The organism is Pseudonocardia sp. DSM 110487, assembly GCF_019468565.1.
Lineage (GTDB): Bacteria > Actinomycetota > Actinomycetes > Mycobacteriales > Pseudonocardiaceae > Pseudonocardia.
Genome location: NZ_CP080521.1, coordinates 8,094,911 through 8,120,085 on the forward strand (window position 1 = coordinate 8,094,911; position 25,175 = coordinate 8,120,085).

The 25,175-nt window shown below is 71.2% G+C and carries 25 protein-coding genes; 11 read left to right on the forward strand and 14 right to left on the reverse strand.

Features of this window, described 5'->3' with window-relative positions:
• Positions 1-9: 9 nt before the first annotated feature.
• Positions 10-534 (forward strand): pyridoxamine 5'-phosphate oxidase family protein, encoded by a 525-nt coding sequence (locus tag K1T35_RS37895; RefSeq protein ID WP_220256522.1) that lies wholly within the window; start codon positions 10-12, stop codon positions 532-534.
• Between the two features lie 57 nt (positions 535-591).
• Positions 592-1,944: an HNH endonuclease signature motif containing protein gene (locus K1T35_RS37900; protein ID WP_220256523.1), complete on the forward strand. Its 1,353-nt coding sequence runs from the start codon at positions 592-594 to the stop codon at positions 1,942-1,944.
• Between the two features lie 29 nt (positions 1,945-1,973).
• Here the strand turns inward: K1T35_RS37900 and K1T35_RS49460 are convergent, their stop codons facing one another.
• The 5 genes from K1T35_RS49460 to K1T35_RS37920 are packed head-to-tail and all read right to left on the reverse strand — an operon-like array spanning position 1,974 to position 7,095.
• Positions 1,974-2,795: an ABC transporter ATP-binding protein gene (locus K1T35_RS49460; protein ID WP_255621170.1), complete on the reverse strand. Its 822-nt coding sequence runs from the start codon at positions 2,793-2,795 to the stop codon at positions 1,974-1,976.
• Entirely contained in the window at positions 2,792-3,607 is an 816-nt protein-coding gene (locus K1T35_RS49465) for an ABC transporter ATP-binding protein (RefSeq protein WP_255621171.1), read from the reverse strand. The genes K1T35_RS49460 and K1T35_RS49465 overlap by 4 nt, the downstream gene beginning before the upstream one ends.
• Positions 3,604-4,488, reverse strand: coding sequence for an ABC transporter permease (locus K1T35_RS37910; RefSeq protein ID WP_220256524.1), 885 nt, complete (start codon positions 4,486-4,488; stop codon positions 3,604-3,606). The genes K1T35_RS49465 and K1T35_RS37910 overlap by 4 nt, the downstream gene beginning before the upstream one ends.
• Positions 4,485-5,513, reverse strand: a complete 1,029-nt coding sequence (locus tag K1T35_RS37915) for an ABC transporter permease (protein WP_220256525.1) — start codon at positions 5,511-5,513, stop codon at positions 4,485-4,487. The genes K1T35_RS37910 and K1T35_RS37915 overlap by 4 nt, the downstream gene beginning before the upstream one ends.
• Positions 5,503-7,095, reverse strand: a complete 1,593-nt coding sequence (locus K1T35_RS37920) for an ABC transporter substrate-binding protein (RefSeq protein WP_220256526.1) — start codon at positions 7,093-7,095, stop codon at positions 5,503-5,505. The genes K1T35_RS37915 and K1T35_RS37920 overlap by 11 nt, the downstream gene beginning before the upstream one ends.
• Before the next feature lie 165 nt (positions 7,096-7,260).
• On the opposite strand from K1T35_RS37920, the gene K1T35_RS37925 reads away from it, so the two are divergent.
• On the forward strand, positions 7,261-7,848 hold the full coding sequence (locus tag K1T35_RS37925) for an Lrp/AsnC family transcriptional regulator (RefSeq protein ID WP_220256527.1): 588 nt from the start codon (positions 7,261-7,263) through the stop codon (positions 7,846-7,848).
• 84 nt (positions 7,849-7,932) lie between these two features.
• On the opposite strand, the gene K1T35_RS37930 is transcribed toward K1T35_RS37925, so the two are convergent.
• The 7 genes from K1T35_RS37930 to K1T35_RS37960 form a co-directional block, all read right to left on the reverse strand.
• Positions 7,933-9,186, reverse strand: coding sequence for an ATP-binding protein (locus tag K1T35_RS37930; RefSeq protein WP_220263100.1), 1,254 nt, complete (start codon positions 9,184-9,186; stop codon positions 7,933-7,935).
• 144 nt (positions 9,187-9,330) lie between these two features.
• Positions 9,331-10,257 (reverse strand): AEC family transporter, encoded by a 927-nt coding sequence (locus K1T35_RS37935; protein ID WP_220256528.1) that lies wholly within the window; start codon positions 10,255-10,257, stop codon positions 9,331-9,333.
• 307 nt (positions 10,258-10,564) lie between these two features.
• The gene (locus K1T35_RS37940; protein ID WP_220256529.1) at positions 10,565-10,906 is read right to left on the reverse strand and encodes a hypothetical protein; all 342 of its coding nucleotides are present in this window, start codon (positions 10,904-10,906) and stop codon (positions 10,565-10,567) included.
• Between the two features lie 214 nt (positions 10,907-11,120).
• The gene (locus K1T35_RS37945) at positions 11,121-11,945 is read right to left on the reverse strand and encodes a carbohydrate ABC transporter permease (RefSeq protein WP_220256530.1); all 825 of its coding nucleotides are present in this window, start codon (positions 11,943-11,945) and stop codon (positions 11,121-11,123) included.
• A complete protein-coding gene (locus K1T35_RS37950; RefSeq protein WP_255621172.1) occupies positions 11,942-12,889 on the reverse strand; it encodes a carbohydrate ABC transporter permease in 948 nt (315 codons plus the stop codon). Before K1T35_RS37950 ends, K1T35_RS37945 begins: the two co-directional genes overlap by 4 nt.
• Position 12,890: 1 nt before the next feature.
• The gene (locus K1T35_RS37955; protein ID WP_220256531.1) at positions 12,891-14,240 is read right to left on the reverse strand and encodes an extracellular solute-binding protein; all 1,350 of its coding nucleotides are present in this window, start codon (positions 14,238-14,240) and stop codon (positions 12,891-12,893) included.
• Complete coding sequence (locus tag K1T35_RS37960) at positions 14,237-15,211, reverse strand: carbohydrate kinase family protein (RefSeq protein WP_220256532.1); 975 nt, start codon at positions 15,209-15,211, stop codon at positions 14,237-14,239. Before K1T35_RS37960 ends, K1T35_RS37955 begins: the two co-directional genes overlap by 4 nt.
• A gap of 175 nt (positions 15,212-15,386) precedes the next feature.
• Here K1T35_RS37960 and K1T35_RS37965 point away from each other — a divergent pair, with 175 nt between their 5' ends.
• The 8 genes from K1T35_RS37965 to K1T35_RS38000 all read left to right on the forward strand — a co-directional run bounded on the left by K1T35_RS37965 (position 15,387) and on the right by K1T35_RS38000 (position 22,276).
• Complete coding sequence (locus tag K1T35_RS37965; protein ID WP_220256533.1) at positions 15,387-16,163, forward strand: DeoR/GlpR family DNA-binding transcription regulator; 777 nt, start codon at positions 15,387-15,389, stop codon at positions 16,161-16,163.
• Positions 16,164-16,172: 9 nt separating this feature from the next.
• Entirely contained in the window at positions 16,173-17,531 is a 1,359-nt protein-coding gene (locus tag K1T35_RS37970) for a 6-phospho-beta-glucosidase (protein WP_220256534.1), read from the forward strand.
• A 47-nt stretch (positions 17,532-17,578) separates the two neighbouring features.
• Positions 17,579-18,298: a DUF4328 domain-containing protein gene (locus K1T35_RS37975; RefSeq protein WP_220256535.1), complete on the forward strand. Its 720-nt coding sequence runs from the start codon at positions 17,579-17,581 to the stop codon at positions 18,296-18,298.
• Between the two features lie 66 nt (positions 18,299-18,364).
• Positions 18,365-18,811 carry a DUF1440 domain-containing protein gene (locus K1T35_RS37980; RefSeq protein WP_220256536.1) on the forward strand — a complete coding sequence of 149 codons (447 nt, stop codon included), beginning with the start codon at positions 18,365-18,367 and terminating at the stop codon, positions 18,809-18,811.
• Between the two features lie 198 nt (positions 18,812-19,009).
• On the forward strand, positions 19,010-19,588 hold the full coding sequence (locus K1T35_RS37985; RefSeq protein WP_255621173.1) for an RNA polymerase sigma factor: 579 nt from the start codon (positions 19,010-19,012) through the stop codon (positions 19,586-19,588).
• A gap of 34 nt (positions 19,589-19,622) precedes the next feature.
• Positions 19,623-20,522, forward strand: coding sequence for a hypothetical protein (locus tag K1T35_RS37990; protein WP_220256537.1), 900 nt, complete (start codon positions 19,623-19,625; stop codon positions 20,520-20,522).
• Positions 20,523-20,763: 241 nt separating this feature from the next.
• A complete protein-coding gene (locus K1T35_RS37995) occupies positions 20,764-21,363 on the forward strand; it encodes an RNA polymerase sigma factor (RefSeq protein WP_220256538.1) in 600 nt (199 codons plus the stop codon).
• 34 nt (positions 21,364-21,397) lie between these two features.
• Positions 21,398-22,276 carry a hypothetical protein gene (locus K1T35_RS38000; RefSeq protein ID WP_220256539.1) on the forward strand — a complete coding sequence of 293 codons (879 nt, stop codon included), beginning with the start codon at positions 21,398-21,400 and terminating at the stop codon, positions 22,274-22,276.
• Between the two features lie 106 nt (positions 22,277-22,382).
• Here the strand turns inward: K1T35_RS38000 and K1T35_RS38005 are convergent, their stop codons facing one another.
• Together K1T35_RS38005 and K1T35_RS38010 are read right to left on the reverse strand one after the other, a co-directional pair.
• Entirely contained in the window at positions 22,383-23,159 is a 777-nt protein-coding gene (locus K1T35_RS38005; RefSeq protein ID WP_220256540.1) for a helix-turn-helix domain-containing protein, read from the reverse strand.
• A 346-nt stretch (positions 23,160-23,505) separates the two neighbouring features.
• Complete coding sequence (locus K1T35_RS38010; RefSeq protein WP_220254237.1) at positions 23,506-25,056, reverse strand: IS1182 family transposase; 1,551 nt, start codon at positions 25,054-25,056, stop codon at positions 23,506-23,508.
• Between the last annotated feature and the right edge of the window lie 119 nt (positions 25,057-25,175).

The following is a 25,175-nucleotide window of genomic DNA, read 5'->3' on the forward strand; positions in this document are numbered from 1 at the left end:
CCAACCCCCATGAGCGAACACGAGCCCACCGCAGTCACCAACCTCGACATCTACGGTTCGGAGCCACTGCCGTGGAGCAGGCCACGGGACCTCCTGCCGGAGAGCCTGACCAAGATGGAGACGCCGGTTTTCCTCGGCACCGCGAGCCCAGACGGCCGCCCTCACGCCGCCGGCATCGGTGCCGCATGGCATGACGGTGAGATCTACTTCACGAGCGGGCCGGGCACCCGCAAGTCCCGCAACCTGGTCGCCAACCCGGCCTGCACGATCTCCATCCGCCTCCCGGGCATCGACCTGGTGCTGGAAGGCGAGGCCCACCGCGTCACCGACAACGGGACCATCACACAGCTCGCCGCGCACTATGCCGCGGAAGGCTGGCCCGCCGAGTCCGACGGGGAGGGCGGCCTCACAGCGCCGTTCAGCGCGCCCAGCGCAGGGCCGCCCCCGTGGCACCTCTACCACTTCACGCCGCGGACCGCCGTCGGCGTGGCCAGCGCAGAACCCCACGGCGCCACGAGGTGGACCTTCTCCTGACGCCTCGACCACCGTCGTCGGGGGCCATTCGCGTCCCGCGCCTCCCGCTCGCCGGCCTTGGCGACGAGTGGCCCTCTACCAGCGACAAAGAGCATTCAATCGAACATCGGTTCGAGTAGAATCGATAGCATGTCCGGCAGCCCGGTCGCCACCGCGCACCGCCTCCTCGCCGAGGCCATCGACGCGCTGACGGCGGCCGCGGATGCCGGCGCCACCGACGCCGAACTGCTGTCCGTACTCACCGTCTGCGAACGCCTGAATCGGCGGCTGGACCACCTCACCGTGTCCACCATCTCCACCCTGCAACGGCGCGGTGCGTTCGCGGAGCGCGGCTACAAATCCACCGCAGGCGCCCTCAGCGACCTGCTCGGCTGGGAACGGTTCGAAGCACGTCGCCGGGTCGACGCCGCGGACGGTGTGTGCTCCCGAATCAGCCTCGACGGCACCGAACTCCCACCTCGACTGGCAGCCACCGCGGCGGTGTTCGACGCCGGCCGCGCCCGGCTACGCCACGTCGAGGTCATCGCGAAATTGCTCGACTCGCCCGCCGCTCGGCGACTGTCCCCTGCGATCTGGGCCGGCGCCGAGGCCACGCTTGCGGAGAAGGCCACCGAGTACACGCCGAGCGAGTTGCAGACCTGGGGCGCCGAGCTGATCGAAAAACTCGACGCCGACGGACCGGAGCCCGACGAGCGCCCACCTGCGGAGATCAACGAGCTGCACTTGCTGCCGCACCGCCGTCGCCCCGGCGGATCGTTGAAAGGCCGCTTCGACAACGCTGCGCTCTACGACGCGATCGCCACGCTCATCGACACCATGGCTGCGCCGCGCACCAACGATGACGAGCGCAGCGCAGCCCAGCGGCAGGCCGAGGCGCTGGCCGAGGTGTGCGGGTATGTGCTCGACCACGGCGAGGTCCCCGATTCAGGCGGCCGCCGTCCGCACCTGAACGTCATCATCGGGCTGGACGACCTGGAATGCCGCGCCCGTGCCGCCATGCTCGACTTCGGCGGACGGCTCTCCCCCGAGGCGCTACGCATGCTGGCCTGCGACGCCGCCGTGGTGCCGATCGTGATGAACGGCGCCGGGCAGCCCCTCGACGTCGGCCGCGCCCGCCGCACCATCCCCGACGGGTTGCGTCGCGCGGTGGCTGCCCGGGACCGGGGCTGCGCCCGCTGCGGCCGACCGCCATCCTGGTGCGAGATCCACCACCTCATCCCGTGGGAAAACGGCGGGGAAACCGCGCTCGGCAACTGCGTCATGCTCTGCCGAACGTGCCATCGCCTCGTCCACCACACCGACTGGATCGTCCGCCTCCGCGACGGACTCCCCGAGTTCATCCCGCCCACCTGGATCGACCCGGACCGACATCCCCGACGAAGACCCCGGCCACAGTTCGTCCCCGCCTGATCGTCGCGGGCCCGCGCAGAGCCGCCGCCTCAGCGCAGCATCGGCTCCAGCGGGAACTCCACCCCGTCCACCGGCGGCTCCGGCATCGTGCCCGAGCCGTCGGGCTGGGGAACGGCCGCGAGCAGCGCCCGGGTGTAGGGATGCTGCGGGTCCTCCCAGATCGTGCGCGCCGGCCCGGACTCGACGATCCGGCCCCGGTACATCACGGCCAGCCGGTCGGCGATCAGCCGCACCACCGTCAGGTCGTGCGAGATGAACAGCAGGCCGGCGCCGCTCTCCACCGCCAGGTCGCGCATCAGCGCCGCGACGATCGCCTGGGTGGACGCGTCGAGCGCCGAGATCGGCTCGTCGCCGATCAGCAGGTCCGGGCGGGCGGCGAGCGCCCTGGCGATGGCGATCCGCTGGCGCTGACCGCCGGAGAACTCGTGCGGGTAGCGGCGTGCGGCGCCGCGGTCGAGGCCGACCCGCTCCAGCCACCAGCCCGGCTCGGACCCCTCCGCGCCCCGGCCCACGGCCGCCCGGACGCCGTCACCGATCTGTACGCCCACCGGTCGCCGCGGGTGCAGCGAGCCGTACGGGTCCTGGAACACCATCTGGATCCGGGTCAGCTCCAACGGGCGGCGCCGCAGACCGAGCGGCTCGACCGGGCGGCCGTCGAACGACACGGTGCCCGCGGCAGGCGGGACGAGCCCGCAGATGGCGCGCGCCACCGTCGACTTGCCGCACCCCGACTCCCCGACCAGGCCCAACACCTCGCCGGCATCCACTGCGATGTCCACGCCGTCGACGGCGCGGACGGGAGGCCTGCCGCGGTAGACCACCTCGAGCCCGTCGACCTCGAGCAGCGTCACGACTCCTCCAGGGCACGTACGTCGTCGAGGGTCCGGACGCCGCCCGCTGCCCCGGGCAGGCTCGCGAGCAGCGACGCCGTGTAGGGGTGGGCGGGCGTGGTGAACACCTGGTGGCGTTCCCCGTTCTCCACGACCTCGCCGTCGCGCATCACCGCCACCTGGTCGGCGACCGCGCTCATCACCCCGAGGTCGTGGGTCACCAGCAGCACGGCGAGCCCCATCTCGCGGGCCAGGTCGCGCAGCAGGTGCAGCACACCGGCCTGCACCGTGACGTCGAGGGCGGTTGTCGGTTCGTCGGCGATCAGGACGGACGGGGAGCAGGCCAGCGCGATGGCGATCGCGATGCGCTGGCGCTGCCCGCCGGAGAACTGGTGCGGGAAGCGGCGCAGGGCGGCTGCCGGGTCCGGGATGCGCACCCGTTGGAGGAGCTCGACGGCGCGGGCGCGGGCCGCGGCGCGGTCGAGCCGAAGGTGGTGGCGCAGGTGGTCGGTCAGCTGAGCCTCGATGCTCAACATCGGGTGCAGGCTCGTGGACGGGTCCTGGAAGACCATCGCGATCTGGGTGCCCCGCAGGTCGTTGCGTTGTCGCGGGGTGAGCGCGAGCAGGTCGCGGCCGCCGTATGTGATGGCGCCCCCGACCCGAGCGCGGGGCGGCAGGAGGCCCATCACCGCCAGGCCGGTCATCGTCTTGCCCGACCCCGACTCGCCCGCGAGGCCCTGGATCCGGCCCGCCTCCAGGTCGAGGTCGACGCCGCGCAGGATCTCGGCCTCGCCGATGCGCAGCGTGAGGCCGTCGATCCGGAGGGCGGTCATCGGGTCTCCGCCTTCCCCAGCACGCCCGCCGTGCGCGGGTCGAGAGCGTCGCGCAGCGCGTCCCCGAGGAAGTTGAACGCCATCACCACGGTCAGGATCGCGAGGCCCGGGAACACGCCCAGCCACCACGAGTCGAAGTTCTGGATCGCCGTGGCCACCATCGAGCCCCACTCCGCGGTGGGCGGCTTCGCGCCCAGCCCGAGGAACGACAGCCCGGACAGCAGGAGTGTCGCGGTGCCGATGTCGAGGCTGGCGAGGATCAGCACCGGCCCGGTCACCATCGGGACGATGTCGGTTCCCAGTGATCGCAGCGGCGAGAAGCCGAGCAGCCGGTCCGCCAGCACGTAGTCGGCCTCCCGGATACCGACCACCAACCCGCGCGTGACGCGGGCGTAGGCGGGCCACGAGACGACCAGCGCGGCGAGCACCGCGTTCAGCAGGCTCGCACCGAGCGACGCAGCGACGACCATCGCGAGGATGACCGTCGGGAACGCCATCACGAGGTCCGTCAGCCGCATCACGGTCTCGTCGACCCAGCGCCCGAAGAACCCGGCGGCGAGGCCGAGGACGCCCCCGATGAGGACGGACAACCCGACGAGCAGGATGGCAAGGGGCATCGTCACCTGAGCGCCGGCCAGCACGCGGGTGAACACGTCGCGGCCGAGCTCGTCGGTGCCGAACCAGTGGGCCGCGCTCGGCGCCTCCAGCCGCGCGAAGTCCTGGGCGAGCGGGTCGTGCGGCCAGAGCGCCGGGCCCAGCACGGCGATCAGGATCCACACCAGTGCAACCGCGGCGCCGGTGACGCCGAGCGGGGTGCGCCATGCCTGCGGGATCCGCGTGCGGAACCGCGCGCGCAGCGGCCCCTCGGCCACCGTGCTCATGAGATCCGCACCCGCGGGTCGATGACCCCGTAGAGCAGGTCGACGACCAGGTTGATCACCAGGTAGATGACGCCCACGAGCAACCCGACGCCCATCACCGCAGGCAGGTCGAGGTGCGACGCGGCCTGGTAGGCGTAGGACCCGAGCCCTGGCCAGGCGAAGATCTCCTCCACCAGCACGGTGCCCGACAGCAGCGCGCCGAACGCAAGGCCAACCACCGTCAGGATCGGCACCATCGCGGCGCGCAGCACGTACCGGACGAGCACGGTCCGGCCCGGCAGACCCTTGGCCCGAGCCGAGCGGACGTAGTCCTGCTCCAGCACCTCCAGCACGGCGGAGCGGGTGAACCGGGTGAGCAGCCCGACGGTGTAGAGGGTCAGCACCAGCGTCGGCAGCATCAGGTGGGCCAGCGCGTCCCCGAAGGTCTCCCACTCCCCCGCCAGCAGCGAGTCCACGGTGTAGAGGCCGGTGACGTGCGGCGGCGGGGTCGTCGCGGGCGCGAGGCGTCCCGAACCGGGGGCCAGGTCCAGCTGGAACGAGAAGACGTAGAACGCCACGAGCGCCAGCCAGAACGTCGGCACCGATATCCCGACCAGCGACACCAGCCGCAGCACGCTGTCGGCGAGCCGCCCGCGCCGGACGGCCGCGACCACGCCGAAGCCGACGCCGATCAGCACCGACAGCACGATCGCGCCGATCGCGATCTCCAACGTCGCCGGGACCGCCGACTGCAGGTCGGTGAGCACCGGCCGGTGCGTCTGCTGCGACTCGCCGAGATCGCCCTGGAGCAGGTTGCCCAGGTACGTCACGTACTGGACGGGCAGCGGCCGGTCGAGCCCGTAGTGCGCCCGGTACGCCGCGACGGTGGCCGGGTTCTCCGCCGCCCGCTGCCCGAGGTTGGCCGCGACGGGGTCGCCGGGCACCAGGTTCGTCAGCACGAACGTCACCAGCGTGACGCCGACGATCAGCAGGGCCGACACCCCGAGCCTGCGCAGCAGGTACCGGGCGAGCGCGCTACTGACCACCGGCGGCCACACCGACGGAACCGAGGTCCAGCGTCCAGATCGGGTTGTAAGCGGCGCCGGTCACCGACTTCGCCGTGACGATGTTGGTCGCGGGCTGGACGAGCGGGATGAACGGCCCGCCTGCGTTCAGGCTGCGCTGGAACTCCTGGTAGAGGCTCGCGCGCTCGGCCGGGTCGACGGCCGCCGCCGCGGCCTTGGCCGCGCGGTCGATGTCGGGTGCGGCGCTCGCGGGCCAGTTCGCGCGCTTGCCGATCAGTCCGTCCGGGGCGAAGGCCAGGTAGTTGGACGGGTCCGGGAAGTCCGGCCCCCAGTACCAGAGCCCCATCTGCTCCTTGCCGTTGCGGTAGTTGTCCAGCTCGGTCGCCACCGGCGCCGGCGCCAGCTCGACCGTGATGCCGGCCGCGGCCAGCTGCGACTGCAGCCGCTCTGCGATCGTCTGGAAGCTCAGCCCGAGTAGCGTGAAGTCGCTCGGGTAAGCGAGCTTCGGCGGCTGCCCACTCACCCCGCTCGAGGCCAGTGCGGCCGCGGCGCCGGCCGCGTCCTGCTTCGGCGCCTCCGCCGCCGGGAGCGAACCCGAGATCATGGTGGGGATCATGCTGGCCGGCTGCACCGAACCCGTGCCCGCGACCTGCAGCAGGCCGGGGTAGTCGATGGCCTTCTTCACCGCCGAGACGTACTGCGGGTTGCTGGTGGCGGTGGAGATGTCCGCGCCCTGGTTGAGGAACAGGAAGATCGTGTAGGCGGACGGCCCGCTGGTGACGGTGAGCTTGCCCTGGTCGAGCCCGCTCACCTGGTCGCCGGAGAGGTCGAGGGCGACCTGCGAGTCGCCCTTCTGGACGTTCAGCGACTGGGTGGCGGCCTGCACGTTGCGGATCACGATGTTGTCGTACGCGGGCTTGGCGGGCCCGTTGTACGCCGGGTTCTTCGTGAGCACCGCCTGGCTGGCGACGTCGAGCGACTTCAGCGTGTACGGGCCGGACCCCGCGGACGTCGAGTTGAGGAACGCCTCCGCGCCGTCCGTGTCGTCCGTGGTGCCGCCGTTGGCGGTCACGACCTTCGAGTTGACGACCGACAGCGCCGGGTTGGGCAGGATGAACGGGAGGGCCGCATTCGGCTCGGCGCTGGTCAGCACCACCGTCGAGTCGTCCCGCTTGGCCACCGTCACGCCATCGAGCAGGAACGACGGGTTGCCCTTCATCCCGATCACCCGCTGCAGCGAGAACACGACGTCGTCGGCGGTGACGGGGCTGCCGTCGGAGAACACGCGCCCTTGGGCGAGGGTCAGGGTGAGCGTCTTCGCGTCGGGCGACAGCTCGTAGGAGGACGCGAGGCCGGGCGCCGGGGTGGAGAGGTCGTCGCCCGCGAACGTCAGGAGCGTCTCGTACATGCCGTGCGTGAGCATCTGCCCGGTGAGCTCGTACTCGCGGCCGGGGTCGACGGTCTTCAGATCGAACGTCGAGTCGATCACGAGCGTCGGCCCGGAACCGGACCCACCACCCGAGCCTCCCGACCCGCAGGCCGCCACCGCGAGCACGACCGCGGCAGCGGCGGCGAGCGCGGCGGATCGCCTCGCACCGAACATGTGCACCTCCACGCAGAACTGACTCGGCCCCAGCTCGCGGTCGGCGGTGCGATCTCGCGTCCACTGGACGATTCGGCGGGTATCATGCGACATTACTTGCAGTTCGTCCAGTAGCGACGCTGGCGCTCAGACGAAACCACATCCATCGGATGGAAGGGTTCCCGAGTGTCCGGAAGCCAGGAGTCGAGCGGCGGCCCCGCTGGACGAATCGATAATCCGGACGAGGTCGACCGGCGGATACTGGCGGGACTGCGGGACAACGGCCGGATCTCGATGTCCGCGCTGGCCGAGCAGGTCGGGGTCTCGCGGGCCACCGTCTACACCCGCGTGGAGAACATGGTGGCGCGCGGCGTGATCACCGGGTTCAGCGCGCGGGTCGACCCGCGCAAGGTCGGCTTCGGGATCTGCACGCTCGTGTTCGTCACGGTCCGGCCGCAGTCCTGGAAGAGCTTCCGGAGCCGGGTCGTCGAGATGCCCCAGGTCGAGTACTGCGCCGTCACCACCGGCCAGCACGACGCGATGCTGCTCGTCCGCGGGCGCGACGTCGCCGAGGTGCACGAGTTCGTCACCGAGGTGCTGTCGGTGCTGCCGCAGATCAAGGCGGTGGAGTCGGTGCTCGTCATGGACGAGGTGGTGAGCCGCGCGTTCCTGCTGCCGGACGACATCCCCGCCGTTGCCCCGGCGAGTCAGTCGCTCGGCATGACCCGATTCATCCGGGCCGGCGACGGGCATGCGGGACTCGAGTCGCTGTGAGGCCTGCGGCGAAGACACGCTCATCGGTGAGTGTTCCAACCTTGATTGTTCCACCGATGAGCGTTTCGCGGCCGTCGGGGCCGGTCAGCTGGTCCAGAGGGTGGAGATCGGGAAGGCTCGCAGCCGGTCCCCGAATGGGAGTGGCTGCGTTCCGGCATAGAGGACTATCCCGGCAATCAGCTGATCCCCGAGCCGTCGGGCCAGGCGTTGAATCCCCCGGAAGTCGTCGGCGCGGACGGTCTCGGCAGCCTTCACTTCGATGGCGACCACGTCGCCCGAGGCATGTTCGAGTACGGCGTCGACCTCGTAGCCGTCTCGATCACGGTAGTGGTAGAGCCGGACAGACTCTGCGGTCCAGCTCAGCTGGCGGGACAGCTCGCCGAGCACGAAGTTCTCCAGGAGCGGACCGATCGGGGCGGTCTGATGGGCGGCACGCCTCATCGTGATGCCGGCGAGATGCCCGGCGAGACCCGAGTCGTTGACGATCAACTTCGGCGTGGCGATGGCCCGGGTGGTCAGGTTCGTGGACCAGGCCGGGATCCGGTCGACGATGTAGAGCAGTTCCAGAAGGTCCAGATAGCGTTTGAGTGTGTTCACCGGGATCTGCAACCGGCCGGCAAGGGTGCCGGGAACGACGAGCGTCGCCATCTGGGCAGCGACCGCACCGAGGAGGCGGCGCATGTCGGCGGGGCGTTCGATGTCGCTGAGCTGGCGGACGTCGCGGCTGATGAGATCCGACGCCGTCGACTCGAAGAACCGCGCCCGCCGGCCCGGGTCCACGCGTCGCACCGCCTCCGGATACCCACCCACCAGAGCACGCTGTACGTAGTCGGACCGGTGCAGAGTGGATGGTTTGGGCACGAGATCCTGACCGAACTCGAAAATGGCATCGACGAATCCGTCGGCTGTTCGGTCGATCTCGCCCTGAGAGAACGGCCACAACTCGATCGTCTCGGATCGACCCGGCAGCAAGTCCGGAATCTGCTGCATCGCGAACAATCGCGCGGATCCTGTGAGCAGGAACTGGCCAGGCCGAGGATCGAGATCGACCGTGTGCTTGATGGCGAGAACCAGATCCGGTACCCGCTGGACCTCGTCGATGACCTGTAGACCGTCATGCCGGACGAATGCGGCCGGATCAGCTGCGGCGGAGGCCCGCACAGCGGCGTCATCGAGGTATCGGATCTCGGTGCCCGGGCGACTGTCGGCGACGAGACGGGCAAGCGTGCTCTTGCCCGTCTGACGAGCGCCGTTGAGCACGACCACCCGTGTGTCGCCAAGCGCTGCGACCACGCGCTCGTGCGAGCGACGAGGATAGAGATCGCGCGCGCCGGGCATGTCGTCCACGATACTCGTCGTGGACGTTCTGCCGAAATGTGCATGGATGTCTTGCCGATAGCACTGTGGCTGTTCTGCCGAAGCCAGCGCGGCTGTGCCGCCGACCCGGTTGTGGCTCATCCGGAGATGGGCTGCGAGCTCCCCTCAGGCAAGCACAGCGACCACGACGAAGAGAACCGGAACGCTGATCACGGTGGTGCTCAGCGCCGCGTCCCGCCCCAGCGCGACGCCCTGGTCGAACCGCACCGCGTAGCCGAACACGTTCTGGGCCGTCGGCAGGGCTGCGCAGACCACCACCGCGAGCAACGCGTGCCCCTCGAGCCCGAGCAGCAGGCCGAAGAGCAGCGCCAGCACCGGATGCACGATGCACTTGAGCAGCAGCACAGTCGCCAGTAGCGGGGCGGCATCCCCCGCACCCGGCCGTTTCGCGCCGCAGAGCGAGATCCCGAATGCGAGCAGCATCCCGGGCACGGCCAGGTCCGAGATCAGCTCGATCGGGGCGATCACCGGCTCGGGCGGGAGCAGCCCGGTCGCGGACGCCGCGATCCCGGCGGCCGTGGCCAGTGCGATCGGGTTGCGCAGCGGCGCGGTCACCATCCGCCACAGGGGTGGACGGGCGCCGTCGGCCCGCTCCGCGAGCACGCCGAGCACCGTGGTGAAGAACGGGGTGAGCACCGCGAGCTGGAAGACCAGCACCGGGACGGCCTCGGTCACGTTCCCCAACGCGTAGGTGGCGATCGGCAGCCCGAGGTTCCCCGCGTTGACGTAGCCGCTCGCCATCGCCCCCACGGCGGTCTCCCCCGCCGGCCGCCTGCGCAGCAGCCCGACCGGCAGGTAGAGCAGGCACACCAGCACGCTCGTCACCGCCGTGACGACGAGGCCATCGGAGAACACGGCTCCCACGTCCGTGCGGACCAGAGTGCTGAAGAGCAGCGCAGGGGACGCGACGAAGAACGCTGCCCGCGAGAGCACCTGGGTGGCGGCAGGCCCGAGCACACCGGCCCGCCCGACCAGGTAGCCGACCGCGACGACGACCCCGATCACGACGAAAGCGTCGACGACCCCGTTCACGCCACAGTCACGTCTGACCAGAGTAGAGCTGTGACCGGCGTCAAACGGCGTCCGCTACCCGTCGACGGCGTGGGTCAGCGGGACCTGGCTCCCAGTCCGGCGACGAGGGCATCGATCCGGTCCGCGTGGTCGGCGGTGAAGGCCGCCCGGGAATCGGCACGAGCACCTTGTTCGCGAGCCTCAGCAGCCACACGTGCCGGCGCGTGCGGGTACTGATGATGCCGTCCCACCGGGTCGTGACGTCGGACTGGGGCGTGTGGATCCCGACGGTGGCTCGACCTGCGGATGGCCGCGGTCTGTTGCCGCGCTACTCCGACGACTCCGGCCTGATCGGCTCGCCCACCAGACGTCCCCCACCGAGGATCGGCGTACCGGTGTCCGGCGCCGGTGGCTGAGGGTCTTCCTCCGGGTCGTCCGGGCCGCCCTCCCCGATGTGGTTGCCCACTCCCCATCCAGGATCGGCGTTGCCACCAGGTTCGGTGCCATCGCTGCCGGTGTAGGGGGTGTTGCCAGCGTCGGGATCGTAGGTGGTGCCATCAGGCCATTTCATGCACTGATCGCAGTCGGCGGCGAGCGCCGGCCCAGCTGATGTAGCCATGACGGTGAGGCTTGCGACAACGGCCAAGGCAAGCCGGAATGCATATTTCATCCATTTCCCCCTTCAGGGTGCACGCCCTCCGAGGATCTGCGGCAGGAGAGCTGCCACCACTATCGGATCACCCCGTTTCACAGGGCTGTCACCGACGTTTCACGGATCTACACACCCGGATTATGCTCGCGCACCCCGTGTCGGTCCGCGCGATCCGTCGACGGGTCGCGGGAGCGGAGAAGGGGTGCGTCAGGGCTGGAGATCGGCTCGAGAACTAGCGATCGGCGATGCCGTTCAACATCCCCGAGATGAAGCGCTTCTGCAGGAACACGTAGAGCACGACGATCGGCAGCGCCACGATGACGCCCGCGGCGGACAGCGCCGAGTAGTCCGTGAGGTGGGCGCTCTTGAAGAACGCCAGGCCGAGCGGGGCGGTGCGCCGGTCCTCGCTCGTGATCAGGACCAGCGGGAGGAGGAACTCGTTCCACGTCCACATCGTGATGAGCACGCACATCGTCATGATCGGGGCGATCGACGCGGGCACGATGACCTGCCAGAGCACGCGCAGGTCGCGGGCGCCGTCGAGGCGGGCAGCCTCGATGATCTCGGTGGGGAACGTGCGGAACTGGTTGCGCAACCAGAAGATCCCGAACGCGAGCGACTGCGCGGTCTGCGGCAGCACGAGGGCGGCGAACGTGTCGTTCAGGCCGGCGCCGCGGAGGTTGAAGTACAGCGGGATGATGAACGCCTCGGCGGGCAGCATCAGCCCGGCCAGCATCACGAAGAAGATCAGGCCGGAGCCGGGGAAGTCCAGGCGGGCGAACGCGAACCCGGCGAGGACGGCCAGCACGGTGGTCAGCGCGACCACCGCGACCGTGACGACCAGGCTGGAGAGCATGTAGCTGCCGAAGTGGCCGTGCTCCCACGCCGCGCCGAAGTTGCTCAGGTCGATCGAGCCGGGCAACCGGAATCCACCGGAGTTCTCGGCCGCCGGGGTGACCGCGGAGATCAGCACGCCGATCAGGGGGAGGACGGCGAACACGGCGAACAACATCAGGACGACGTGATCGACGACCTTCTCCCGCAGCGAGAGGTTCATGCGGCGTCCTTCGGTTGCAGCCTGCCGATGAGCGCGGTGGCGACCATGATCACGGCGGTGAGCGCGATCGCGACCGCGGCGCCCGAGCCGACCTGACCGGTGTTGAACGCCCGGTTGTAGGCCTCGAACGCCGGCACCGTCGTCGCGTTGCCCGGCCCGCCGCTCGTCGTGACGTAGACCAGGTCGAAGGTCTTGAGCGCGGAGACGATCGTGAGCGTCAGCGCCACCGCGATCTGCCCGCGCAGTGACGGCAGCGTGATCGCGAAGAACTCGCGCGCAGCGCCCGCCCCGTCCAGGCGGGCGGCCTCGAAGAGCGCCGGGTCGATGTTGCCGACGCCGGACAGGAACAGCACCAGGCACAGCCCCGCGTTCACCCATGTGCCGACGAACCCGATCGCGATCAGCGCCGTCGAGTAGTCGCCGAGCCACACCCGCGCGAGGTCACCGAGCCCGACCAGCCGCAGGCCCGCGTTCAGGAGCCCGTCACCCGAGTAGATCGACACCCAGATCGTGGCCACCACGGTGGACGCGATGACCTGCGGCAGGAACAGCACCGTGCGGTACACGCTCATTCCCCGGAGCTTGTGCGCGCGGGAGATCAACGCGGTGAGCAGCAGCGCGAGCACGATCGGGACGGCGGCGTAGAAGATCATGAGGACGAGCGCGTGGCCGAACGCCGCCCGCAGCCGCGCGTCGGTGAGCACGTCGACGTAGTTCGAGAGGCCCGCCCACGTGGCGTAGGAGAGCCCGTCCCAGTCGAAGAACGAGTACTGGAACGTCTGCAGGAACGGGACGCCGAGGAACACCGCGAACACGACGAAGGCCGGCAGCACGTAGAGGTAGCCGACCAGGCCGCGCCGCGAGGGCCGCCGCGCCACGGGCGTATCGGGCGCGGCGACCTTCGGGGCGTCGACCAGCGACCCCGTCGAGATCCCTTGGGTCACGCTAGCGCCCGCTCGCGCCGAACGCGGCGTAGTCGTCCTGCAGGGTCTGCGTGAACTGTTGGGGAGACTGGTGCCCTCCCACCAGGTCCTGGGCGGCGGCCGTCAGGGTGTCGTAGAAGGTGGGCGTCGCGTAGTCGAGGTAGGGCGAGATCCCGTCGGCCTGCGAGATCGTCTTGTACGCGCCGCTGATGTCGCCCGCGAGCGTGCCGGGTGCGGGCGCGGGGTCGGCGGGCACCACGGCTGGCAGGTTGCCGGTCTTCACGAGCGCCTGCGCGGCCTGCTCGTCGGTGATGAAGTCGACGTAGGCGGCGGCCGCGTCCGGGTGCTTCGTCTTGGTGGTCAGCGCCCAGGCCAGGCCCTCACCGCCCATGGTCTGCGGTGTGGCCGCGCCGTTCGGGACCAGCGCGGTGAAGCCGATGTCCTTCGCGGCGGCGGCCGCCTCGAGCGTGGCCTGGTACCAGGTGCCGGTGATCAGGAACGCGGCCTCGCCGTTGCCGAAGCTCGCCACGGCCTGGTCACGGGAGACGCCGTTCGCACCGGGAGTCACGTAGCCGTTGCCGACCCAGTCCGTGATCACCTGCGCGGCCTGCACCTGCTGGGCATCGGTCCACGCACCACTCTTGGACGTGATCAGGTCGTTGACGACCTGCTGCCCGGCCAGCGCGGTGAGCACGAACCCGTACAGGTGGATGCCGGGGCTCTTCTCCACGTCGCCGTAGCTGAGCGGGAGCGCGCCCGCCGCCTTGACCTTCGCCATCGCGTCGGTGAGCTCGGCGACGGTGGTGGGCGGCGTGGTGACGCCCGCCTTCGCGAGTACGGCCTTGTTGTAGTAGAGGCCGACGAGCTCGCCGGTCTGCGAGACGCCGTACAGGTTGTCGCCCTGCCATGTCTTGCCGTCCGGCGAGAACGAGTTCAGCGCGAGCAGGCCTGGCGGGTAGTAGCCGGTCCACCCGTAGAGGTCGGCGTAGTCGTTCAGCGGGCGCAGGTACCCGGCCTTCACGAAGGCACCCATGTCCGGGTAGCCCTGGTTGGCCTGCACGACGTCCGGCGGTTCGTCGCTCGACAGGGCCAGCTTGAGCGTGGTCTTCAGGTCGGCGAACGACCGGCTGACCCGGTTGATCGTGACGTTCGGGTACTTCGCGTGGAAGGCGGCGTTGAGCTGTTCCTGGGCGTCGTTGATCCCCGGGTCGGTGTTCTGGTCCCAGACGGTGAGGGTGATCGGTTCGGTGCCGACGTTCGTGGACACCGGGCCGAGCTGCTGGTCGGCGGCCGGCGCCGCCGGGCCGGGTGCACAGGCGGCCAGGCTCACCAATGCGACAACCGCGAGGAACGACTTCCTCAGATGGATCATGACGGTCCCTTCGTTGCGGTCAGGAATGCCCAGTCGCCCGCGGGGTCCTCCCGCGCGAGGAAGGCGAGCAGGTCAGCCGTTCGCGGCGCGCTGATGGCGCCACCGAGGCCGGTCACCGACACCGAGGCGGACAGACCGGCGAAACGCAGCTGCGTCTCCAGATCCCATCCGTGCCGCCATCCGTACCGGACCGCCATGAACGTCGCCACGAACACGTCGCCCGCGCCGGTCGGGTCGACGACGTCGACCGCGACCGAGGGCACCTCGACGACGTCGCCGCGCTCGGCGTCCACCGCGATCACCCCGCGCGGCCCGCACGTGACGACCGCGAGCGGGACGTGCTCGGCGAGGGCCTTCGCGGCGGTGGCGGCGTCATCGGTCCGCGTGTAGCGGGTGGCTTCGAGGTCGTTGGCGACGAACACGTCGACGTCGGCCAGTCGGTCCAGGACGGTCCGCGACCAGCGGCCCGTCGCGTCCCAGCCGACGCCGCCGACGATCGTGGTGCCGGACGCGCGCAGCTGTCCGACCCATGGCGGCAGCTCGCGTGCGACGCCGACGTGGGTGGCGCCGATCGGGCCGTGGTTGGCCGGCAGCTCGAGGTGAGGGCGCTCCTCGATGTAGGTGATGAAGCTGCGCTCGCCCGCACCGGCGAGCGAGACGGTGACCGGGCTCTGGTGCCCTGCGACGCTCGTCAGCCAGGACGTGTCGAGCTCCGGCTCGGCGTCGAGCAACCCGTGCACGTGCCGGCCGAGCGGGTCGTCACCGAGGCGGGACAGCAGCCGGGTGTGGGCGCCCGCACGGGCGGCGGCGACGGCGCGATTCGCCACCCCGCCGGGAGTGACGGCGAAGCCGTCGGCGAACACCTCGCCGCCGATCTCCGGGGCGGGGACGCCTGCGAAGACCAGGTCGCAGTAGACGTCGCCCGCGAACAGCAGATCGCAGCCGCCAGGGCTGTCGGTGCGGTCTGCCACGGGCGCTCCTCATCGATGCCGGTCGACGAACGATGCTCAGGTTCGAGCAAGCCTGCGCAGCGTTCGTGTCGCGCAGGTTACAGACATGGCGTCAGTTGGTGAAGCATGCTCACTCAGGGGACGCTTGTGCACGAGTCTGATTGACTTTGCGCGACCTCGCGCTACCGTCGACGCCGTGATCTCGCGCGAGCGCCACAACCGCATCGTCCGTGCCCTGCGCTCGGACGGGTCGGCGTCGGTGCGCGAGCTCGCCACCGCGCTGCGGGTCAGCGAGTCCACGATCCGGCGCGACCTGGAGGCCCTCGACCGCAACGGCGAGCTCGTGCGCACGTACGGCGGCGCGGTGGTCGCTCCGCGCGCCACCGTGGAGGAGGGCGGCCGCTCGGAGATCGAGCAACCGTTCAGCGCGGGCGAGGACGCTCCGCTGAAGCGGCGCATCGCCGCGGCAGCGGCCGAGCTCGTCCCGGACGGTGGCGTGGCCATCCTCGACATCGGCACCACCACCCCGCTGGTCGCGCGGCACCTGCGCGGCCGCGACGTCACGGTGATCACATCCAACCTCGCGGTGTTCGACGAGCTCCGCGACGACGACGCGGTCCGGCTGGTCCTGCTCGGCGGTGTGGTGCGCCGCAACTACCGCTCGCTCGTCGGGTCGCTCGCCGAGCTCGCCCTCAGCCAGGTCAGCGCCGACCTCGTGCTGCTGACCTGCACGGGAGTGCGGGCAAACGGGCACGTGGTGGACAACATGGCCGTCGAGGCGCCGATCAAACATGCCATGATCGCCGCGTCCGACCGGGTCGTGCTGCTCGCGGCCGAGACGAAGTTCCCCGGGAGAGGCGCGCTGCGCCTGTGCTCCCTCCCCGAGGTCGACACCCTGGTCACCACGGCCGGGGCACCCGAAGAGACGCTCGCGATCTGCCGGAACGCCGGCCGATCGGTGCTCGTCGTTTAGAAGGGCAGCATGAAGCTCTGCATCCTCGGCGGCGGAGGTTTCCGGACGCCGTACGTCTACCAGGCGCTCCTGCGCGACTCGGGGTCGCCGCGGGTCGACGAGGTGGCGCTGTACGACGTCGACGAGTCGCGCCTGCACGCCATGGTCGCGGTGCTCGCCGAGCTCGCCGCCGGGTTTCCGGACGCCCCTGCGCTCAAGCCGACCACGAACCTGCAGGACGCCGTCGAGGGCAGCCACTTCGTGTTCGCCGCGCTGCGCGTCGGCGGACTGGAGGGCCGCCGGTGCGACGAGCACGTCGCGCTCGACCTGAACGTGCTCGGCCAGGAGACCACCGGCCCCGGCGGGCTGGCCTACGCGATCCGCACGGTGCCGGTCATGGTCGAGGTGGCGAACGTCGTCAAGGCCCTCGCGCCGAACGCGTACGTCATGAACTTCACCAACCCCGCGGGCCTCGTCACCGAGGCGATGCAGGGTGTGCTCGGCGACCGCGTGCTCGGCATCTGCGACACCCCGTCCGGGCTCGGCAGGCGCGTCGCAGGCCTGCTGAACCTCGACCACACCCGGGTGCGGATGGACTACGTCGGCCTCAACCACCTCGGGTGGATGCGCCGGGTGCTCTACGACGGGCGGGACGTGCTGCCGGAGGTGCTCGGCGACGACGCACTGCTCGGCCGCCTGGAGGAGGGGCAGGTCTTCGGGGCGGACTGGGTTCGCTCGCTCGGCGTGATCCCCAACGAGTACCTGTACTACTACTACTTCAACCGCGACGCGGTGCGCGCGATCGTCGACTCCGGCACCACCCGGGGCGACTTCCTGGCCCGCACGCAGGAGGAGTTCTACCGGCGCGCGGCGCAGTCCGGGCCGGGTGTCGCCGACATGTGGCGCGCCACCGTCGCCCGGCGCACCGCGTCCTACATGGCAGAGGCCAGGGGCGGCACCCAGGACGAGCCCTCGGGCGACCGGCGCCCCGAAACCGACCCTTCCCACCAGGGCTACGCCGGAGTCGCGCTCGGCGTCATGGCCGCGATCAGCCGCAACGAGGGCCGGACCATGATCCTCAACGTGCGCAACCGCGGCACGGTGGCAGCGCTCCCCGACGACGCCGTGATCGAGGTACCGACCCTCGTCGACTCCAGCGGCGTGCACCCACTCTCGACCGACCAGCCCGACCTGCACCAGATCGGGATGATGGCGCAGGTCAAGGCCGTCGAGCGGCACACGATCTCCGCCGCCCTCACCGGGTCGGCGGACGAGGCCGTCACGGCGTTCGCCCTGCACCCGCTGGTGGACAGCGTCGCTGTGGCGCGCCAGCTGGTGAGGGGCTACATCGACCGGATCCCGGAGGTCGCCGCTGTACTGGGGCGGTGAACCGCGCTCGGGGACCTCTCCCCACGGCGCGCCTTACCGTCCGCGCCATGAGCACACCCCTGACCCCGGAGCAGCCCGCGGTAGCCGGTGCCGCGCCGTTCCGAGGCCTCGAACGCCCGGCCCGCTTGGTCGTCGTCCTCGTCTGCTGCGCTGCCTTCGCCGACCTCGTGTCCCTCCCGGTCGAGCTTCGGCTCGCCGAGTTCTACCGCGCGCTCGGAGCAGGCGAGTACAGCCAGGAGGAAGCAACCCGCACCGCCGAGGCGATCGACGCGTTCTCCTTCCCCCTCACGATCGCGGAGGTCGTCGCCTTCCTGGTTGCCGGGATCGCCTACATCGTCTGGTTCCGGCGCGCCCGCGCGAACCTCCCCCGCCTCGGCGCGGTCGAGCTCCCGCCGGGCACCGGCTGGGCGGTCGCCGCCTGGCTCATCCCCCTCGTGTCGCTGGTGATGCCGAAGGTGATCCACGACGAGATCTGGCGGGCGAGCGATCCCGACCTGCCGTGGCCGGCACAGCGCGCTGTGTGGGACCGCGTCCGGGTCCCCGTCCTGCACCACGTGTGGTGGGCCGCCTTCGTCGTGGGGGGCCTGCTCGAGACCATCGGCAGCCGACTGACGGACGCCGATGACCTCGGCACCATGCGGATCGGCGTGCTCATGTGGGCCGCGGCCAGCTTGGTGTTCCTCCTCGCTGCTGCCCTCGTCGTGTCGATCGTCCTCGCGGTGACGGCGCGACAGCGAGCGCGCGCCGCCCGGTCGCCCTGGCCGTGACCCTCGGGAGCACGGTTACCCCGTGCGGGGGCGGGCACCCCACCGCCAGGAAGGGGCGTGCTCGTGGTGACGACAAGGACGAACCGGTGGGCGACGGCGCGAGCCTGCGCGCGCGGGCTGATCGGCGCGATGGCGATGACCGGCCTCCGGACGGTCACCGCGGCGGTCGGCCGGCACGAGCAGAGCCCTCCGGTGGCCATCGTCGAGGAGAAGGCGCCCGCGCTGGTGCGCCGGCTGCCCGAACGGTCGCGGGGTGCCGTGATCGAAGCGGCCCACTGGACGTACGGCACCGGCGGCGGGCTGGTGTTCGGGCTGCTCCCGGCCGACATCCGCAGGCACCCGGCAGCCGGGCCGGCATACGGCCTCGCGATCTGGCTCGCCTTCGAGCTCGGGATCGCCCCGGTCCTCGGCGTCCGGCACGCCCGCGAGCGCCGGGTGCTGTGGCGTGCGCTGGTGGCGCTCGACCACATCCTCTACGGGATCGTCGTCGCCGGGCGGCCCACTCGTCCCTGACCGGAGAAGAGATCGCCTCAGGGGCCTTGACCATCGCCGAGAACGGGATGGGCTGAACCTCCCCATCCGGCCGCCCGTGTAACGGTCCGGCGGCGCGCGGCGCTGCCGGTCCGGACGGTTCCGGGCGGCGCTCCCCACGTTCCCGCCCTCCGTCCCCAGAAAGGACGTGGAGGACGTGTGCGTGCTACCGCGGGCGAAGTGATCCCACCACGAGCCGATGTAGATCTGGAGGATGCACTGCGAGCGGCGTCCCGCGGCGAGGAGGCCGGGTTCGTCGCCCTCTACCGCGACATGCAGCCCCGACTGCTGCGGTACGCCACCGCCCTGATCGGCGCCGAGGCGGAGGACGTCACGGCGGAGACCTGGTTGCAGGTGGCGAGGGACCTGCGCGGATTCGACGGCGACCTCGACGGGTTCCGCGGGTGGGTCAGCACGATCTGCCGCAACCGCGCGATGGACTGGGCCCGCACCCGCACCCGCCGGCCCGCCGACCCGACCGACATGCACACGCTCGCCGAGCACCCGGACGGCACCGACGCGCACAGGTCGGTGGTGGAGGGCATGTCGACGCAGTGGGCGATGGCCCAGATCCTCGCGCTGCCGCAGACCGAGGCGGAGGCAGTGCTCCTGCGTGCGGTCGTCGGGCTGGACGCCCCGACCGCGGCCAAGGTGCTCGGCAAGCGAGCCGGCGCAGTGCGGGTGGCCGCCCACCGCGGTCTCAAGAAACTGGCCGAGGCGATCCGAGACGACCGCTGGACGGGTGAGGACGATGCGTAACAGTTTGCGGGGGTGCGGCGCTGGACGGCCCGAGATGCGCACCTCGAACTCGGACCGCCTGACCGCGGCCACCACGGAGCAACTGCTCGACGGTGGTCCCGGCCCCGCCGGTCTCCACCAGCTCCTCGCCGCTGCCGCGGGCCCCGGCACGGCGAGCGAGCTCGCCGGCGAGACGGCGGCCGTTGCCGCCTTCGTCGGTGCTCCCCGCGAGACCTCGCTCCCCAGCGCACCCACCCGGAGACCCTCGATGCTCAGCACCGCATTGTCCAAGATCCTCGCGGCGAAGGCCCTCGCCGCCGTCGTCCTGCTGGCCGGCGCCACCGGCGGCGTGGCGCTCGCCGCGAACGCGTCCAGCGGCCCGTCCTCGACCGAGGAGACGGTGACCTCGACGGAGACGGCCGACCCCGAGCCAGCCGACGACGAGAACGCGGACTCCAACTCCGACTCCGACGAGAACGGCGACGCGCCGGACGCCACGAAGGCACCCTCCCCCGAACCGTCGATCATCGGCCTCTGCAGGGCATGGGCAGCGGGCGCCACCGATAACCCGGGCAAGGCCGCCGAGAACCCGGCCTTCCGCTCACTCCTCGAGGCGGCGGGCTCGGAACGGGACGTGCCCGGATTCTGCGCCGTGCGCGAGAGCCTCGACCAGCCCGGCAAGTCCGCCGCCGCGCCCGGCCACGCCGACGACGAGGACGCCGCACCCAAGGGCGCCCCGAAGGACACCGCCGAGGACAAGGGCGGCCGGCCCCCGGCTGCCCCCGGCAACCCCGACCACCTCACCGGCCCGCCTGCCGACCGCCCCGCGAAGGACGACGACAAGGCCGACTCCAAGGACGCCGAGGAGAGCGGATCCAAGGGGAAGAGCGACCAGGCCAAGCAGGGCGGTCAGGGCGGTCAGGGCGGTGGCGCCGAGCGCAGCTCGGGCGGCTGATCCGGCCGATCTAGCCTGTCGTCCCGCCTCCTTACGGCCCCGAGGAGGCGGGACGACAGCCCGAACGGCCCCCGGCCTCTCCCCCTCGGGGCCGGGGCCCGTTCGTGCGTAGTCCCGGCAAAATGCCGAGGTGGGAGCCGTGATGTAACGGTACGGCGGCGTGCAGCGCTGTCGGTGCGGACGGTTCGGGCGGTGCTCCCCACGCCCCTCGCCCCGTCCCCGACAGGACGGTGGAGGACGAGTGCGCGCTGCCCCGGGCGACGTGGTCCCACCGCGGACCGAGGCAGGCCTGGACGACGCGCTGCGCCGCGCGTCCCGCGGCGACGAGGCCGGGTTCGTCGCCCTGTATCGCGACCTGCAGCCAAGGCTGCTGCGGTACGCGACGGCGCTGGTCGGCGCCGAAGCGGAGGACGTCACGGCCGAGACGTGGCTGCAGGTGGCCCGCGACCTGCATGGCTTCCAGGGCGACCTGGACGGATTCCGGGGTTGGGTCAGCACCATCTGCCGCAACCGCGCGATGGACTGGGCGCGGACTCGTACCCGGCATTCCGCCGAGCCGAACGCGATGGATGTGCTCGCCGAACACCCCGACACCGCCGATGCGCACGGCTCGGCCGTGGAGGGGATGTCGACCCGGTGGGCGATGGCCCAGATCCTCGCGCTGCCGCAGACCGAGGCGGAGGCAGTCCTCCTGCGCGCGGTCATCGGCCTCGACGCCACGAGCGCGGGAAAGGTGCTCGGCAAGCGACCCGGCGCGGTCCGGGTGGCCGCCCACCGCGGCCTGAAGCGGCTGGCCCGGGTCATCCGGGACGACGACTGGACAGGCGAGGGGCATGTGTAACGGTTTGCGCCCGCCCGGCGCTGGAGGGCCCGAGATGCGCACCTCGACCTCGGACCGCCTGACCCGCGACGCCACCGAGCAGTTGCTCGACGGCGGCGACGGGCCGGCCGGCCTCCACCGGCTCCTCGCCGCCGCCGCCGGCCCTGGCACGGCGAGCGAGCTCGCGGGCGAGCCGGTCGCCGTGGCCGCGTTCGTCAACGCGCAGCGTGCGTCGCCGCCCGCCTTCGCTCCCTCGCGGAAGCCGTCGCTGCTCGGCACCGCCCTCTCGAAGGTCCTCGCCGCCAAGGCGGTCGCCGCCGTGGTTCTCCTGGCCGGTGCCACCGGCGGCGTAGCGCTCGCCGCGACCGTGTCCAGCGCGCCGTCGTCCCCGCCTGCGGACCGGCCCGTCGCGACCCTCACCCCGACGGCCACGCCGTCGCCGTCGGATGAGCCTGACCGTCTCACGGAGAGGACCGCAGCCGGCGAGCCGGACCCCGCCGCATCCCGATCCGGCTCCGTGCCCGGCGGGGACGGCGAGGAGCCGGAAGCACCGCCCGTCGACGAGCCCGGCGCTACCTCGGGCCGAGGCGTCCCGCCAACCGCCGCACCGGGCAATCCCGACCGTCCCGCCGGACCTCCCGCCGACCGCGCGGAACGGGACAACACCGAGCAGGAGGGCGACCAGCAGGACAGCGCCGGGCAGAACGGCGCCAAGCAAGAAAGCAACCAGCGGGACCGAAACGAACAACAAGGCAACCAGCAACAAGGCGACGAACAACAAAGCGACGAACAACAAGGCAACCAGCGGCAGAGCGGCAAGCAGGACGACACCGAGCAGGAAAGCGACGAGGAGGACGGGGGCAACCGCTCCACGTCGGAGGACAAGGGTCGCAGCGACGACTCCGCTGCAGCCGACCGCAGACCTACCAGCTGACAGCCCCTGAGCTGGCCGTCACGCCGCAAGGCGCGACGGTCGAGAGAACGGATCCCGGCCTCCGTCCCCCCGGGGCCGGGATCCGTTCGCATGTGCGGCCGAGATGTCAGCGGGACACGAACGCGGTCGGCGTGACCCCGGTGAACGTGCGGAACTCTCGCACCAGATGGGACTGGTCGGCGTAACCGGTCTCTGCCGCGATCCGTTCCCATCGTGGCGCGCCCGGTTGGTCGAGCGTGCGCAGGACGCGGGCGAAACGCACCAGCCGCGCCGCCGCCTTCGGGGACAGGCCGACCTGCTGCGTGAACCTGGTGATCAGGTGCTTGTGGCTCCACCCGACCTCACGGGCGAGGTGACCGATCCGCGCCGCCCCGCCCGTCGCGACCAGGCGTTGCAGGACCCGGGCGACCTCGGGCGACGGGCGCGGCCCGCCGTCGAGCCGCTCCAGCAGGAACCGGTCCACGATCGCGAACCGGTGGCGCCATGTGCTCGCGTCGCACAGCTGCTCGGCGAGCCGCCGGCCGTCGGCTCCGAGCAGGTCACGCAGATCAGCGAGCTGGTCGCCGAGCGCGTTCAGCGGAACGCCCAGCAGCGTGTAACCGCTGAGCGGGCGGATCCACATCTCCAGGTACGAGGCCGCGCACTCGCCCTCCGGCACGAGGTGCGCGTGGCGCGGGCCCTTCACGAACGCGGCAGGGCGGTATGCCGAGTCGCGCAGCTTCACGACGACCACCACCGCGGCGGACGCCGGGACCACGAGGTGGCGTGGCCGGGTCCGCTCCACGAAACCCGTGTGGCGCCGCGCCAGATGCGCTGCCAGCAGCGGGTGCGGTGCGCCGACGACACGCGGCCACCGCAGCCGTTCGAGCTCGGCACTCGCCACCACCGACACACTAGGCCGTGTCTCGCGGATCTTGACCGCGGTATTCGCGCCCAGGCCGCCCCTGGCTGCGTTGTCGGCCCGACCGGGTATTCCAATACAACGGCTCGGGCCTCCGCCTTGCCAGGCGCGGCCTGGATCACGAATCCCATCGCCCAAGATCCACGAGACACGGCCTAGGAGGGCGCTGAAGAAAGCCGATCTCGATGGGTGCGGGACGGGCAGGGTCTCTCAATGGGCCGTCGTTGCGGCGTTGGAGTCGAGCGCCCGTGGGCGTGACTACGAGCTCACCCTGCCCGTCGCGGGTCAGCGTGGAGGGCTGGGCGGGGCTGGTCAAGCCCGGTTCGGGTTAGGCGATCGCCCAGGCCCCGTCGGTGCGGGTGAGGCCGAGGGTGAGCAGGCGGCGCAGGTTGAGCGCGGCGAGGCGGTGGTGCAGCCACAGGTCGTTGAGCGCGGTTCCGCGGAACCGCAGTCGCCGGTTCCCGCCGGCGACCAGCCAGGCGATCGAGCGTTCGACCATCGGCCGGTGCTGGCGGTAGCTCGCCTGGAACTCGGGGTCTTGGGCGCGTTGTCGATGCGTGCGTTGGAGCGCGTCGTGAGGATGGAGCCGAAGTGTTCTTCCCGATGCCGAGGTGGTGCAGCGGGCGCGTAGCGGGCAGTCCCGGCAGGCCGCCCCGAAGATCACGTTCCGGGTGCGGGTCATCGAGCGGGTGATGCCGTTGGGGCAGGTCACGGTGCCGGCGTGCTCGTCGACGGTGAAGTCGTCGAGGGTGAACCCGCCCTCGACCGCGGGGCGCAGCGGCCACGGCTTGATGATCGGGGTGTGCCCGCCCTGCTGCGCGGCGTCGAGCATCTCCCCGCTGCCGTAGGCGGAATCGGCCAGCACCTCGGCCGGGTCGTCGGTGCCGGCGAGCAGATCGATCCCGACCGCGGCGTCGCTGTTCTCGGGCCCCGAGGCTGGGGTCAGCGCGGCGTCGGTGACGATCCCCGTCTCGGGTTCGACCACCAGATGCGCCTTGTAGCCGTCCTGGCGCCGCGAGCGGGTCTTATGCGCATGCCGCGCCTCGGGATCGACGGTGGAGATCACCCGATCCGGGGCCACCCGACGGGCGATCCGCCACCGCCCGTCGGTGCCGTCCGAGTCCTCGACCGGCTCCACGTCTTGCCCGGCGACCAGCGCCAACAACGCCACCGCCTCCGCCGCCTTCGCACCGAGTTCCTGCTCGGGCAGATGCCCCAACAGTCGGTGCGCATCGCCGACCAGGGCGTCGACCAGCTGCTCACGGGCAGCCGGGTCGTCCCAGGCGATCGACGGCTTCCCCGGCCGCGTGTAGTCGTGGGCCCGGCACTGCTGCGCGATCACGGCGGCGGCGCCGGGCACCTCCCGGGCGACCCGACGGACCGCGGCGATCAACTGGGTGATGGTGTCCTGGGTGGCCACCGCGTCATCCAGCACGGTGGAGTCCAACGCCCGCCGAGTCTTCCCGGTCAACGTCCCGGTCTCGGCCACCACCTGCCGGACCGCGTCGAAGATCCGATTCGGCCGATCCGAGCGCGCGAGCCGGCGCCGCCAGTAGGTCAACGACGTCGGGTGGAACGCCTTCCCCGTCACCGCCAGCCCACACGCGGCCTTCCACCGCAGATCAAACGTCAGCGCCTCCGCGGCCTCCCCGTCCGAGAGCCCGTGCAGGGTCTGCAACACGATCGCCGCCGCGATCACATCCGCCGGGATCGACGGCCGCCCCCGACCGGAGGCGAACAGGTCGACGAACATCTCGTCCGGGAACAACTCGCGGCGGTGCGCGGCCAGGAACGCGAACACCCCACCCTGCGGCAGCAGATGCCCCGCGACCGACTCCACATCCAAGATCTCACGCTGCGGATCAGCCCGTCCCTGCACCAACCGATCGTCCCAACCCGATCACGAACCCAGCGGGACCGACACCGCGATTTTTCAGGGGTCTCCTAGGCGCGCGAGGTGAACTTCGTTCAAGACAGCCGGTCGGGCGGGTTCCTACC